11 protein-coding genes are annotated in these 15,165 nt (G+C 30.6%); 9 read left to right on the forward strand and 2 right to left on the reverse strand.

The window, feature by feature from the left end; translation table 11 throughout:
• Nucleotides 1-4: 4 nt before the first annotated feature.
• Nucleotides 5-1,084, reverse strand: a complete 1,080-nt coding sequence (locus GAPWK_RS06195; protein WP_025315390.1) for a hypothetical protein — start codon at nucleotides 1,082-1,084, stop codon at nucleotides 5-7.
• A gap of 1,475 nt (nucleotides 1,085-2,559) precedes the next feature.
• Here GAPWK_RS06195 and GAPWK_RS06200 point away from each other — a divergent pair.
• The 4 genes from GAPWK_RS06200 (at nucleotide 2,560) to GAPWK_RS06215 (ending at nucleotide 6,790) form a co-directional block, all read left to right on the forward strand.
• Nucleotides 2,560-3,462, forward strand: a complete 903-nt coding sequence (locus GAPWK_RS06200; RefSeq protein WP_025315391.1) for a LysR family transcriptional regulator — start codon at nucleotides 2,560-2,562, stop codon at nucleotides 3,460-3,462.
• 153 nt (nucleotides 3,463-3,615) lie between these two features.
• Complete coding sequence (locus GAPWK_RS06205) at nucleotides 3,616-4,455, forward strand: aldo/keto reductase (RefSeq protein ID WP_025315392.1); 840 nt, start codon at nucleotides 3,616-3,618, stop codon at nucleotides 4,453-4,455.
• Between the two features lie 396 nt (nucleotides 4,456-4,851).
• Entirely contained in the window at nucleotides 4,852-5,367 is a 516-nt protein-coding gene (aroL, locus tag GAPWK_RS06210) for a shikimate kinase AroL (protein ID WP_025315393.1), read from the forward strand.
• A 223-nt stretch (nucleotides 5,368-5,590) separates the two neighbouring features.
• Entirely contained in the window at nucleotides 5,591-6,790 is a 1,200-nt protein-coding gene (locus GAPWK_RS06215; RefSeq protein WP_025315394.1) for an MFS transporter, read from the forward strand.
• 571 nt (nucleotides 6,791-7,361) lie between these two features.
• Here the strand turns inward: GAPWK_RS06215 and GAPWK_RS06220 are convergent.
• On the reverse strand, nucleotides 7,362-8,588 hold the full coding sequence (locus GAPWK_RS06220) for an MFS transporter (protein ID WP_025315395.1): 1,227 nt from the start codon (nucleotides 8,586-8,588) through the stop codon (nucleotides 7,362-7,364).
• Between the two features lie 357 nt (nucleotides 8,589-8,945).
• On the opposite strand from GAPWK_RS06220, the gene GAPWK_RS06225 reads away from it, so the two are divergent.
• The 5 genes from GAPWK_RS06225 (at nucleotide 8,946) to GAPWK_RS06245 (ending at nucleotide 15,016) form a co-directional block, all read left to right on the forward strand.
• Nucleotides 8,946-9,773, forward strand: a complete 828-nt coding sequence (locus GAPWK_RS06225; protein ID WP_038517279.1) for a sugar phosphate isomerase/epimerase family protein — start codon at nucleotides 8,946-8,948, stop codon at nucleotides 9,771-9,773.
• A 15-nt stretch (nucleotides 9,774-9,788) separates the two neighbouring features.
• Nucleotides 9,789-10,661, forward strand: a complete 873-nt coding sequence (locus tag GAPWK_RS06230) for a shikimate dehydrogenase (RefSeq protein ID WP_025315397.1) — start codon at nucleotides 9,789-9,791, stop codon at nucleotides 10,659-10,661.
• Between the two features lie 114 nt (nucleotides 10,662-10,775).
• Complete coding sequence (aroD, locus tag GAPWK_RS06235; RefSeq protein ID WP_025315398.1) at nucleotides 10,776-11,540, forward strand: type I 3-dehydroquinate dehydratase; 765 nt, start codon at nucleotides 10,776-10,778, stop codon at nucleotides 11,538-11,540.
• A gap of 136 nt (nucleotides 11,541-11,676) precedes the next feature.
• Nucleotides 11,677-12,516, forward strand: coding sequence for an SDR family NAD(P)-dependent oxidoreductase (locus GAPWK_RS06240; RefSeq protein WP_025315399.1), 840 nt, complete (start codon nucleotides 11,677-11,679; stop codon nucleotides 12,514-12,516).
• 460 nt (nucleotides 12,517-12,976) lie between these two features.
• Complete coding sequence (locus GAPWK_RS06245; RefSeq protein WP_025315400.1) at nucleotides 12,977-15,016, forward strand: oxidoreductase; 2,040 nt, start codon at nucleotides 12,977-12,979, stop codon at nucleotides 15,014-15,016.
• Nucleotides 15,017-15,165 lie beyond the last annotated feature (149 nt).

Below are 15,165 nucleotides of genomic sequence, written 5' to 3' on the forward strand. Positions count from 1 at the left end.
TAATTCAGATCTCTTTTGGCCAATGCCCAGTAGTTTCACATAACCACTTTAAAACACGTTTAGTATAGGAGCGATCATTAAGATATGAAAATAGTGTATAGAATAGTAGAAAGAGTAATGGAATAATCTGTGCTAACGGTAATATCCATAAAAAACCATTTATTATTGAATCAAGTTTTTGAGATGGTAGTATTACTAATAATATAAATGCAATTGGTGCAGAGATGCTATAAAAATACCAATAACGTAATAAAGTTTTTGCTTTTTGTTTACTTATCCAAACACAATGAGTAATTAAATAGCTTGAACCGTCGGTATGATTGAAAATTCCTTGAATTTTGTTATTTTCAAATATTAAGCTGAGTTTATCTCCTGATGCAATAAAAGTCGGATGGCAAAAATAATAAATAACAGGTATAAAATAATTAGTTAAATCATATTCATTGAATGATAATCTAACACCGTTGAAATCAAATGATAACCTTGTTCCTCGAGAAATTAATGATGAGTCTATATTAGTAGCAATTCCTTCATATACAGGTAAGTCTGTTAATGAACAACTTAAGGTTTTGCGATTTTTTGAAAGCGGACTTTTCATAAAACTTAGATCACTTTGTTTTAGTCTATGATAACGCTTCCGTAAAAAAATTTGTTTAGGTAAAAACAAATTTATTAAACGAAATAAAGTTCTACAAATACACCACATCAAAATAAAAATTAGCCCAAAGGATAAAAGTATTGTTATTAACTGAAGATCAAACCAAAATCCTACCAAGATAAAAAATGGTATAAGTAATGTATAGCGGTGTGGAATACAATAATGTAATTTATCTCGAATAGCCAAGTCCCCTTTCCATGAAACTAGCCAGTGAAGCCAAAAAGTGCCATCATTAAGTGCATGAGAGCCAATATGGATAACATCACCTTCTTCCAAATTATCTAAGATGTTAACATCAATAAATTGGTATTCATAAAAAAAATATACTCCGTTATCAGTAATAATACGATAACAATTAGTAGTTTCATGAGGAATGCAGTCATATTGATAAAATTTAGCAGTATTAAATTGGCAATTATTTTTCATTTTATATTCTTATTTCAGATCTTGAATCTACTTCTTTTCCTATTTGTCGTTTTACCTGAATAGTTGAAATAGTGGTATTACTTCATTTTATAGCAAATTAATTTAATTATTTTACCTAGTTATTCTGAAATTTAATAGATTATTAATGGTATAAATGTGAACAGCATTTAAAAAATATTAACTTATACAATCCTTTTATCGAAAAAAGAAGATAATTATAAATGACAATAACATGATGATAATTTTTGTTTTGATTGTCTCAAATTCCATATCTCAATAAAATGTTGACGCAATGTTGTTAATGGCTTTTGTACATAAGTATTATGTTAAAAAGTTATTCAACTCTATTTATATAAATAACCATCATAATAAAACACCTATAGCCATTTCATTAATTGTATTCAATAAAATTTTTCAATAAAACCAATGCAAAAAAACTTATGAAGTAATTTTTTTATAAGAGATTTCAGACTTTTGTCCAATTTTATAGCTTTGTAATAAATAAAGTACCAACAGACTATAGAATAATGGTTCAGTGATGATGACGACTTAAAAAAGCCTGACCATTCAAATATAATTCTAACTATAATAAGGCAACTCATGATTAGGAGATATATTAAAGCCCGATTACAGGGTAATTAAATAAACGTCATAAAATGAAAGAGATATATTCCATAAACATTGATAGCTTTCGAGAAAAATTTTTGATATTAGTCCACTTGCCCTTAAATAACAGTTTAATTGATATTATAAGTTAAGTCTTTTAGCTAAACATAAACATAGAATACCGTTATACAGTGGGTCTTAGCTTATTTTTAATTTAATAAATAATCAGTTATTTATTCTAATTTTTCATATAGGTTAATTATTTAAATTTGATTTAAACATAAAAATTTTTCATCTGGTTTATTTGATTATTTTTTAAACTCAATATAAAACGAATAAGAAATATTTTTAATACTTACTTAATATTTTTGTAAAAATTATTCAGGAGTCTATGTCATTTCAATGTTAATTCTAAATGTAATTTATTTTCAAAATTAATTTATAAAAGGGATAAATTTATTAACATTTTGATGAATTGGAATTGTATTAGTTTTTTCTTTTAAAGAAGTTAATATAGATATTACTAGTTGAATATTCTAATTATGGGTTTTTATCTAACTTAACTAACTTTTTAATCTGAATAAAAATCGTACGGCAATTGGTTGTTATACTGTTAAGTTTAATTCAGTCATATTTTTTTTAAAAATAAACAAAAGTCATCAAAAATTTTGTTTTTATTGAGAAATCATATTTTTTCAGTGTCTCTTTCTTTTACGAGACAATGTTTTACTATTTATAATTAATATTGTAGATAAAAATATTAATAATCATAGAGTAAGCAATTTAATTTTAGAAATCCTATTGTTTTCCATTTTAGTAATAAATACTTTATAATATCAACAAATTATTGATTAGAGAGTAATGCATTCATGAATATCAAACAACTTAAATACTTTCAGATACTCGCTAAAAATCAACACTACACTTATACTTCAGAATATTTTTCCATTAGTCAACCAAGTCTTAGTCATGCGATTGCAGAATTAGAGAAAGAGATTGGTATCAAATTATTTCAAAAAAAGGGACGTAATGTAGAACTAACTAAAGAAGGCGAACAGTATCTCATCTACGTTAATCAAGCATTACAATCACTAAATGAAGGTGAACAATTTATTAAAGAATTAACTAGCATATCGCATGGACATATTCGATTAGCTTTTGTTTATTCATTAAGTATGGGATATATACCAAAGATTATTAAAGCTTTTACTAGCTTACCTGAATATAAAAATATTTCATTTTCCTTTTATGAAGATTTGAGTGCAAATATTGTTCAAGAACTTAAAAGTAAACGTTATGATATCGGATTATGCTCTTATTTGCATGATGACCCAGAAATTGAATTCACTCGTTTAGCTAAGCAAGAAATTGTATTTATTATTTCTAATGAGAATCCATTATCTAAGCGAAAAAAACTGGACTTAAAAGATATAGCTAATGAACCGGTAATTTTATATACCGAACGTAGTGGAATGAAAGGTTATTTGGACAACATCATCAATGAATCAGGTGTTAAATTAACTAATGTTGTTAGTCGGGTTGAAAGTGAAAATGCAATGATTGGTTTAGTATCTATCAATTATGGTATTGGTATGATGATTAATGTATCCGTTCCAGAACAAGCCAATGTTTCATTAATACCGATGAATAAAAATCGCCAAAAACGAGAAATCTATGTGGCAACGGTTAAAAATAGACCGCTAATGCCTGTCGCTCAAAAATTTTATCGATTTTTAACCCAATATTGTGGAGATAGTTTTTTTAATAATTAATTTTATGTTACTATTCATACGATTATTTAATAAATATTGTTATTTGTATAGATAATTTAAATATATTTGTTAAATGATAAACTACTTAAAACAACATATATTGTTTTAAAAATTGATTAATATCTGTCGCTAAAATAATTTGATGAGAAAAAAATGGCATCTTTAATTAAAAAAATTAGCTTAAGCAATTGTGTATCAATCGAACAGTTAGGTTTCGGCACTTTTAAAATTGTTGATCAGCAAGAAGCTAATAACGCTGTCATGACAGCCTTAAGTAATGGTTATCGTTCATTTGATACTGCTCAGCTTTATAATAACGAAAAAGTACTTGGTGAAGCTTTTGTCAATTCAGGTGTTGCAAGGCAAGAACTATTTCTAACGACTAAAGTAAGTAACCTTAATCAAGGTTATGAGCAAACGTTAAAATCCTTTGAACAATCCTTAAAAGATTTACAAACGGATTATTTAGATCTTTTCCTAGTCCATTGGCCATTGAAAAATCACTTCTTTGATACATGGAAAGCCATTGAACAACTATATGAAAATAAAATGGTTCGCGCAATTGGCGTTTGTAACTTTCATCAATCCCATTTTGAATTGTTGAAAACTCGTGCAAATATCAAACCAATGATTAATCAAATTGAGATTCACCCTTATTTAGTACAAAAAGAATTAATAGAATATTTAAACAAAGAACAAATTGCGATCGAAGCTTGGAGTCCTCTGGCTCGTGGGCGTGTTGTTGAAGAACCATTATTGATAGATATTGGTCAAAAATATCAAAAATCATCTTCACAAGTAACCTTACGTTGGCATGTTCAAAAAGATCTTATTGTCATTCCTAAATCGGTTAATCCTCTACGTATCGCTGAAAATATGCAAATTTTTGATTTTGAATTAACCGACACCGAAATGCAGCAAATTGATAGTTTAAATGAAGATTTTAGAACTGGGCCAAACCCTGATAATGTTTATCAGAAAAATGGTTTTTAAAATTTTAGATGTGTAATCTATAAGGCATTATTTTTTAGAATAATATTAATAGTGATATTCTATTTATTAATAATAGATTACATACTCTTTTCGCTCTTATTGCTAGAAAATCCTATCCTATAAATCATTTCTCATAACTACATTACTAGTTAATCTAGTCAATTTCTATTTTTTTAGATATTGAAAGCTAAGATTACTTTTATTTCAAATGTATTGCAAACAATTATTAATAAGATAGTTTTTAATGTAAAAAAATATTTACATGCGTTTGATATTTAACTATTTGATATATTTATAATTTATAAAAATTTTTAATTATGTGTAAATATTTGTTGCATTTGTGTATATTAAGAATAACATATAAGTGTATTATGTTATTGATGTGAGATTATAAAAATGAATAAAACAATCTTTCTTGTTGGAGCCCGAGCGTCAGGAAAAACAACAATGGGGCGTTTACTTGCTGAAAAATTAAATTACTCATTTATTGATACTGATGTTTACTTATATGAAACCACCAAAAGGACAGTTGCTGAAATAGTTGAAAAAGAAGGATGGGAAGGTTTTAGAAGACAAGAAAGCCAAGTTTTAATCGATGTCACACAGCCGTGTCGAGTTATTGCAACAGGTGGTGGAATGATTCTAGCTGACCAAAATCGCCTACATATGCAAAAAATGGGTATTGTATTCTTCTTATCCGCTCCTGCAAAGATTCTTGCTGAACGATTAATGAAAGATCCCAATATGGCACAACGCCCTTCATTAACAGGATTATCAATTGTTGATGAGATGGATAAAATACTTGAAGAGCGTCATCATCTTTATATGGATTCTGCAAGTCATGTAATAAATGTAGATTGTCAGGAGATGCAAATATTAGGACAGTTTTTAGAAGTACTCAATATTGATTAATGAATTTGTAATTTTTTACATTATAAATTTTTTGTCATCTCCAAAATGATGATTTTCATCTATTCTAATCTAATATAGTAGACAAATAACTTATTGTTTATTAATAGTAAGTTATTAGTGATGCTATTTGTAAGGTTATTTTTCTTTTATTCCGAGACTTTTACCGCTAATATTAAATCAGTTAGTTTTGTAAGGTTTTAAATTTATAATGGAGTATTAACTAATGAACAATAATAATAATAACTCTTATTCGATAGCAGGATCTATCTATGCGAATTATATTATTGAAAGTATCGCTTTAATCGTGATTATGCAATTTTCTGAGGAAATATCAGCTCAACTTAACACTGACCTAGTTGGCGTTGGTTTTGTGGCTTCAGGAATAGGATTTGGCAAAATATTGCTGATGTTTGCCGGTGGCATATTATCCGATAAGTTTGGCCGTAAACCATTTATTTTAATGGGAATGTTTTGTTATATTATCTTTTTTTCTGGGATTCTTTTTTGTCACAATATAACTTTCGCCTTTTACTTAGCAATGTTTATTGGTGCAGGAAACTCTTTTTTAGACACTGGCTCAATGCCAGCATTGACCGAATGCTTTCCTAGATCAGCAGGTACAGCAAGCGTTTTAATTAAAGCATTTATCTCAATGGGAACCTTGGTTTTACCATTTATTGTTACTGTATTTCATACTTATCATTTGTGGTATGGTTATGCTTTCCTATTCTTTATTGCTTGTATCATTCTTAATTTGTTACTACTCGCGCCAAGAAAATTTCCTTCTAAAAATACAGTTATCTGTGGTAATGAAGGGAATAATGACTATTTTATTGGTAAACCTAATATTTTCTTTGAAGGTATTTTATTAATCATTATGGGCTTTACCACTACAGCAACTTTCGTGATCATTTTACAATGGTTACCGGCAATTGCAGAAAAGGGTATAGGGATGGATCAAATGGAGGCCAAACAGTTAATCAGTTATTACAGCACGGCTTCAATAATTTCTGTTTTTACAACAGCCTATATTGTTAAAAAATTCATAAAACCTATTTTTTGTATTATTATATTGCCTTTACTTTCAGTGTTAACTTTGTTGGTTTTTCTCTTTAATCTTAATCCTACCATGAGTTTAATTGCGGCAATTGGAATGGGATTAACTGCCGCAGGTGGTGTATTACAACTTACCTTGGTTGTTATGCAACAGCTATTCCCTGACCGTAAAGGCTTTGCAGTCGGAACGATGTATACTTTAAGTGGCTTATCATTTATTGTAATCCCACTAATAGTACCAAAATTAGCCATGACAAATGTTAGCTATGCAATTTTAGTCGATCTTGTCGTTGCATTATCAAGTGTAATATTAGGCTTAATTGTTTATTCACGTTTCAAGAAAGTCATTGATATGAAGAAAATTTAATAACTATCCGCATAAAAAAGCATCTTATTGCAATAAGATGCTTTAGTATTCATAATTAATTCACTGTGAAATAATTATTAGAGTCGTTACTAATCTTCTGATTATTAAAACCTTATATTTTATTAGATAGCTATCTAGTTTCGGCAGTAATGCTAAGGATACTCTCTAATAGTATTCCGATTTCAAACCTATTGATAGCTCGCATGCCAAAATTGGTTCCTATTTTTTTATGCCGATCTTATAAGATAATTTATGGAATATTCATATTTGTCTTGTATTAACACTAGATTTTAAAAAAAACTTATGGCTATTTTTCTAATTTCTTAGGGCAACGATTACCTCAAACTAAAAACCTAAAAGATACTTTTACCTCAATTCTACACTAATACATCGGATTATTATGTTTGAACATTTGGAATTGTTATGTTATCAATACGAATCATCTATCGATTTGTATATTTATAGTATTTTATTTAATAGATTATGTTTGGAAAGTTTAGAGAGATTTGCCACAAAAGAAATTTATCACTTTTGTGGCTTTTTATTGATTAATTATCTTTAGTAATATTACTTAACTTAATTTACGATTCGGTAGTTCAAAAATTTTATGATATCTAGCAATAATTACCAATGCTAAAACTGACCCTAATACAGCAATAAATGCATCTAATAAAATGATATTAGCGATACTGGTTTTTGAAATAATTCCAGTTATAACCGGTATAGAGAAAGTTGCTATACTAGACGAAGTGAAGAAAATACCAAGAACTTTACCTTTACCTTCCGGATAAAATTCTGACATTGTTGTTAAAGCTAATTGAAGAACACCACCAGCTGCTGTAAATCCTAAGATAAAACCACCCGCCATACACAACATTGGTGAAGGGAATAAGAATAAAACGAACAGCATAATTGCTGATAAACAAGGATAAACGAACACAACATAAACAGGACGAATCCAGCTTTTAACTAATATTGAAGTTAGAATAACACTTGTTAATGTACCAATTGCATAATAACTTATAGTTTGAGCTGATGCAGAAGGGCTCATCATTGCAACTGATTCGGAAAATTTAGGTAACCAAATTGACACTAAATAAAATGTTGCTGTTGATGTATAACCAATAATAATAAAGCAAATTCCTTCGATCCAAAAGTTTGCTTTTTGTTTTAATTTTGGTAATGGCTTTGTATCTTTCTCAATAGATTCATCTGCAATTTCTTCTGCTGCTGGTTGTTTATGATTTGGGAATGGCATTTTTAACACAGCTAATGCATTAAGAGCTAAAATAGCAACACAGAATAAGAATGACCAACCATAATAAGCTTTAGAGGCGATAATCATAGTCATCACAATCGGTAATATAAATTGCCCACCAGCAATGGCTGCTTTAGTTAAAATTGAAGCTGTACCTGTTGCCTTAGGAAATGACTCCATTAATGCAGGATAAGTACCAGCATCCAGTGTTGAGTTAGCAATACCACCTAAAACAGCAAATATAAATGCAATTTGTAGATTTGGGCTAATCAAAATGCCAAGCAAAAATCCTATATAAAATAGACCACCTAAAAATACGAAAGGTTTACGACCAAATTTATCTGATAGTGCGCCCATAACAAACAAAACAATTAATCGTCCAATCCCCAAACCAGAGATCACATAAGCAATCCCCGCACTGTCGGTATTTAATTGATTAGCCAAATAGTCCATATTTTGGGCTAGAATGATTGCTCCCATACCATGAACAAAGTAGTTCATATATAAGCATATCGAGGTAGGAATATATTTATTTTTCATAGTGCATCCTTTGTTAAACAATTTAATTTTGTATTTCATTCCAATTATTAAAATCGGCTAAATTTTTTTGATCATATTTTTTATTTACAGGTCATTTAATTTATATCAAATCTATTAGTATCAAATTCGCATTAGTTATTTTTATCTATAAATCAAAATAATACGTTCATTTTTGCTATTTAAATTAAGAATTATTCGTAAATAATTTTTATGACTATTTGGCTTATTATGAATAAATTTATTAAAAAAATAAATTAAAATAACAAAATCTATAGATAAAATTATTTTATTGTTTTACATTATTAGCAACTTATTTTTTTTATTTCAGATAAATTTTTAAAATTTCAGGAGGATTGTATGGCAATTGAACGTCCTATTGGGCTTGCTGCCTTGACAGTATTAGATGTATCTCCAGCAAACCAAATCATTGTGGCAGCTGAAGCTGGTTATACCCATGTTGGTTTAAGACTTATTCCAGCCACACCTACTGAACCTGTTTATGCGACAGTAGGTGACACTCCACTAATCAGGGAAGTAGAGAGGCGATTAAAAGAGACTGGTATCAAAGTTTTAGATATTGAAATTTTCCGACTTAAACCAGATACACGTGTCATCAATTTTTTACCTGTATTAGAAACGGGAGCCCGTTTAGGTGCTAGTCAAGTATTGTTAGCAGGTAATGATCCTGATAGAAATCGTTTGGCTGACAATTTTGCACAATTATGTGAAATTGCAGCACCATTAGGTATCGCAATCAATATTGAACCGATGCCTTGGACTGATATTCCTACCGTCAATTCAGGTGTAGAACTACTTAAAGCCGCGAATCAAAATAACCAAGGTATGATTATTGATCCATTACATTTTGATCGAGGCGCTAATACACTGGAAGACTTGAAAAATGTACCTAAGGATTGTTGGCGTTATATGCAATTATGCGATGGAACTAAAGAAAAACCTAAAGATACCGAAGGATTACTTTACCAAGCAAGAAATTATCGCTTATCACCGGGACGTGGTGGAATTGATTTAGTTTCATTATTGAAAGCTTTACCAGAAATGCCAATTTCAATTGAATGTTGTAATGATGAGTTTGCATTGAGTCATTCTCCAATTGAACGAGCAAAAATGTATTTAGAAGATACAAAACAATTACTTAAACAAGTAGCTGAACTTAATGATTAAAAATTGGAGAGAAGTATGAGAGCAAATATTGATGGTCATTTTTTATTAATTGGACTAATGGCATATCCAATTCGACACAGTTTATCACCGAAGATGCAAAATATTATCTATTCTAAACTAGACGTTCCTTATGTCTATTTAGCTTTTGAAGTGACACAAGAAAAATTACCTGATGCTATAAAAGGTTTACGAGCACTAGGTTTACGTGGTAGTGCAGTATCAATGCCAAATAAACAACTTGTATGCCAATATTTAGATAAATTAACTCCAGCAGTTGAGCTTATTGGAGCATGTAATACCATTTCTAATGATGATGGTGTACTGACTGGATATAACACTGATGGTATGGGATACATGCGCTCATTAAAAGAGGCTGGTGTTGATATTATTGGAAAAAAAATGACATTACTTGGTGGTGGTGGCGCTGCAAGTGCTATTGCCGTACAAGCCGCTCTAGATGGTGTTAAAGAGATTTCTATTTTCAATCAACAAGACGAATGCTTTGATAAAATTGTAGAAATAGCTAAACGAATCAATGATAAAACAAATTGTAAAGCAACAGTTTATGATTTAGCAGATAAAGCCAAATTGCGTCAAGAAATCGCTGAAAGTACAGTATTATGTAATGCAACAGGTGTTGGTATGAAGCCTTTAGAAGGACAAAGTTTAATTACCGATCCTAGTATGTTAAGAAAAGATCTTGTTGTAACCGATTGTATTTATAGTCCGCGTAAAACTAAATTACTAGAAATAGCTGAAGCACAAGGTTGTAAAATATTAAACGGTATCGGAATGATGTTATGGCAAGGTCATGCACAAATTAAAATTTGGACAGGACAAGATGCTCCTATTGATTATGTTAAAGAAAAAATGGGTTTTAATGACTAAATATTTATTTAACATATTGTAATTAATATAAATATTAATATTTATAACAGTATCAATTATCCTCTTTCTCAATTTTGATCGAGAGGATAAAAAAATAAATTTATTGGTGACTAGATGACAAAAATTACAGTGAAAAATTTAGATATTGGTGTTGGAGCGCCTAAAATTATCGTTCCAATTGTGGGTAAAACAGAACAAGAATTAGTAAATGAAGCTGAATTTTTGACTCAAATCGACTTTGATATGGTCGAATGGCGAGTAGATCATTTTCAACATGTTGATGATATTGAAAAAGTAAAACAAACAGCAAACAAATTAAACTCAATCATTGGTCACAAACCAATTTTATTCACATTTCGTACCGCTAATGAAGGGGGCGTTTATCCTGCTTCGGTAGAATTTTATATTAATCTGAATAAACAGATGATTAAAAGTGGATTGATTGATCTTGTTGATATTGAAGTTTTCACAGGCGACAAATATGTAGAAGAAATTGTCGAGTTAGCTCATCAAAATAAGGTTTTAGTTATTGCCTCAAACCATGATTTTGATAAAACACCGCCAAAAGATGAAATTATAGCAAGATTACGCAAAATGCAGGATCTTGGCGTAGATATTCCAAAAATCGCTGTAATGCCACGTTCACGTGAAGACGTGATTAACTTACTTGCTGCAACCGCTGTAATGAAAGATAAATATGCGCATACACCTTTAATTACTATGTCAATGGCAGGAAAAGGCGCGATTAGTCGGGTTGCGGGCGAAACTTTTGGATCTGACCTCACATTTGGCGCAGCAAAACATGCATCTGCACCTGGTCAACTTGATGTAAAAGATCTGCGGTACATTTTAAATATATTACATAAAAGTTTAGCTTGAAAATTATAATTTTCTTATAAAAATTCAAATTGAATACAAATTAAATCAGTGAAAGTCAAATATATAAACTATTAATTTGAAAATATTAATCGTAAATAATCAGCGATTAGTATAAAAAATAATATTAGGAGTCTGTATGAATAACAATTGGTTAGGTTTAGAAGGCGATGTCTGTGTTATCACGGGTGCGGTAGGTGGCATGGGCGCCGAAATTTGCCGAGAATTTGCTAAACAAAAAGCAAATTTAGTACTCATCGATCTTGATGAAACCAAATGCCAAGATTATGCTGCTGAATTAGCCAAAGAATATGGTATTAAAGCGATAGGGTTGGCTTGTAATACAACTGATGAAAAAAGTGTTGACGATGCTGTTGCTTTAGTCAAAAAACAATTTGGTCGCTGTGATGTTTTAGTCAATACTGCGGCAATTTTAAAATTCTGTCCGTTAGAAGATTTACCGCTTGATGAATGGCAACTAACTATTAATGTCAACATGACAGGTTATTTCCTAATGTCTCAACGTTTTGGTCGTATGATGATCGAACAGAAATCAGGTCGCATGGTCCATATCTCAACTGTTGCTTCGCATACACCAGAAACCTATAGTGGTGCATATAGTCCGACAAAAGCTGCTATTTCAATGCTATCAAAACAAATTGCCGCTGAATGGGGACAATTTGGTATACGTAGTAATGCTGTTTGCCCTTGTTTTGTTAAAACACCATTATCGAAAAAATTCTATGAAGATAAAGAAGTAGAAGAAGGTCGTACGCGAATGATTGCAAGCCATCGTATTGGTGAAACAATTGATATCGCTAATGCTGTTTTATATTTAGCCAGTAAACGTTCAGATTATTCTAATGGTACTGAATTAGTTGTTGACGGTGGTTATGAGGTTATGTTGGGTGACTTAGTACCAAGACCAGGTGGACGTCGTCAGTTTGCAATTAATTCACGTAAAGCAAATAAAAGCTAAAATCGATCAATAAGTCTGTTTCTAGATTAAAATCAGATCGCATTTCAACCAAAATACCACTTAGACGTGGTATTTTTTTATTTAAAAAATGAATTAAAAATATAATAAACATCTAAAATTTAAATAATATATAAATAATAATTCCTTTTAAAATCAATTTAATAATTAATTTATTAATAATTATTATTTTTCAAATTTAAAATTTAATTATTTATAATAAAGTAATAAATAAAACTAATTTAATACTGTATTATCATTGTTAAATATATTTAATATGTTTATTTATAACATTTATATATTAATGGTAAATGATAAGAATTTATAGAAAAAATAAATGAATAAATGAGAAAATAAAGAATATATTTATTGATAAATTGTGTATAATAGAGTTAATCGAATATCAATTTAAAATTTAAAAGTAGCACAACTTCAGAGTTGTGTGATGGTATGAGGGAGTAACATGAGCGATTTCTCTTCAATTTTTCAACCTATCACAATTAAACGCACCACGATTAAAAATCGAATTGTAATGCCACCGATTGGAACTAACTTTGCAACCTTAAGTGGTGAATTTGTTGATGACCACATACAGTATTATGAACAACGAGCTAAGGGTGGAACTGGATTAATTATTCTTGAAAACGTCTGTATTGATTACCCATATGGAACTAATGGGACAACACAACTACGGATTGATAATGACCAGTATATACCTGGATTATTTAAATTCACAGAACGTATGCATAAACATGGTGCCACTGTCGCTGTACAAATTAATCATGCAGGTGCATCTGCTTATTTTGGACGACTGAATGGCTTGCAGCCTATTTCTGCATCAAATATTCCATCAAAAACGGGTGGCAATGCTCCAAGACCTATGTCAGTTGATGAAATATATTATGTTGTGAAACAATATGGATTAGCCGCATCAAGAGTACAACGAGCAGGATTTGATGCTGTCGAAATTCATGCAGGACACTCCTACTTACTTAGTCAATTCTTATCTCCAATATTTAACAAACGTACTGACGAATTTGGTGGGAGCGTTGAAAACCGTGCGCGAATAGTTCGCATGGTCATTGACGAAATTCGCAAACATGTTGGACCAAATTTTCTAATAATGTTGCGTTTTAGTGCTGATGACTTTATTGAAGGTGGCAATAGCTTAGAAGATACGCTAGAAATTCTAGAATATTTAAACGAAGGCGTTGATATTTTTGATGTATCAGCGGCTCAAAATGACACTTTATTCATGCAAATCGATCAGATGAACTTACCCGATGGTTGGCGATCATATATGGCGAAAGCAGTGAAAGACAAATTCAACAAACCAACCATTGCCTCAGGAAATTTCCGTGATCCAAAAATTATTGCTGATACGATAGCAAACGGTGTTTCCGATTTTGTTGTAATGGGGCGAGGATTAATTGCAGAACCTTATTGGGTTGAAAAAGTTAAAAATAACGAAATTGATACATTAAGACGTTGTATATCATGTAATATCGGGTGTGCAGATCATCGAATTGCCAAATCTAAACCAATACGCTGCACAGTAAATCCTGATATTATCAGTTATGAAGATTATAAACGCTATCAAATAACTGAACCACTTAATGTAGTGGTAATAGGTGGAGGGACTGCTGGGCTTGAAGCTGCAGCCACCGCAGCCGAAGTTGGTTGTAACGTAACCCTATATGAAGAAAAACCATTTCTTGGTGGATTATCATCCATTATTTCACGTTTTCCTTATAAACGACGTATAGCGGATCTACCAAAATTTTTGATCAACCGTATCAACAAATTAGACAATGTCACAATCCATTTAAATACAAAAGCAACACCAGAGATGGTAGCAAGTCATCACCCTGATCTGGTTGTCGCAGCCACAGGTGCTAAGGCTCTATTACCTCCTATTAAAGGATTACATGAACAGTTAGCAAAAGAGAATCGCAACGTCTTCTCAATTTTTGATCTGATGGATAATTTCGAATACTTTACTGATATTCCTAATAAAAAAATTGTTGTAATCGGTGGCGGAGCTGTCGGTTTAGATGTGGTTGAATATTTCTCTGAAAATAAAGCTAAAAGCACCACTATTGTTGAAATGCAGTCGGCATTAGCAAAAGATTTAGATATGATTGGCCGTTTATCAATGATGAGAATGATTGATGATAATCACGTCAACGTAATGTTAGAAACTACATTACAAGAAGTTAAAGAAGACCGCTTTATTGTTTCTCGAAATGGTCAAATTGAAGAGCTCGATTTCGACTATGGTTTTGTCTGCTTAGGTTTAACCCCTGTGTCAGAATTTACTGAACAATTCCGACAACATGCAGATAAAAACCACTATCAATTCCAACAAATTGGTGATTGCAAACAAGCAAGAAAATTAATTGATGGAATGCGAGAAGGCCGTGATGTCATCGCTGCAATTCAATCTATAGAAAGAAGCCGAGCACATAATATTCGTGGTGTAGATGTTAATTATGCTATTTAGTTTTTCAACTTGTTTATTTCACAATAAATGATTAAAAGAGAACTCAAAACGAGTTCTCTTTTATATTTAATCTAAATGTAATCATATCACTCAAATTTTATCTTGTTAGTTGCATAAATTTTTAAATGATAGTTTTAAACATCATCTTT

Source organism: Gilliamella apicola (assembly GCF_000599985.1).
In the GTDB taxonomy this organism is placed as follows: domain Bacteria; phylum Pseudomonadota; class Gammaproteobacteria; order Enterobacterales; family Orbaceae; genus Gilliamella; species Gilliamella apicola.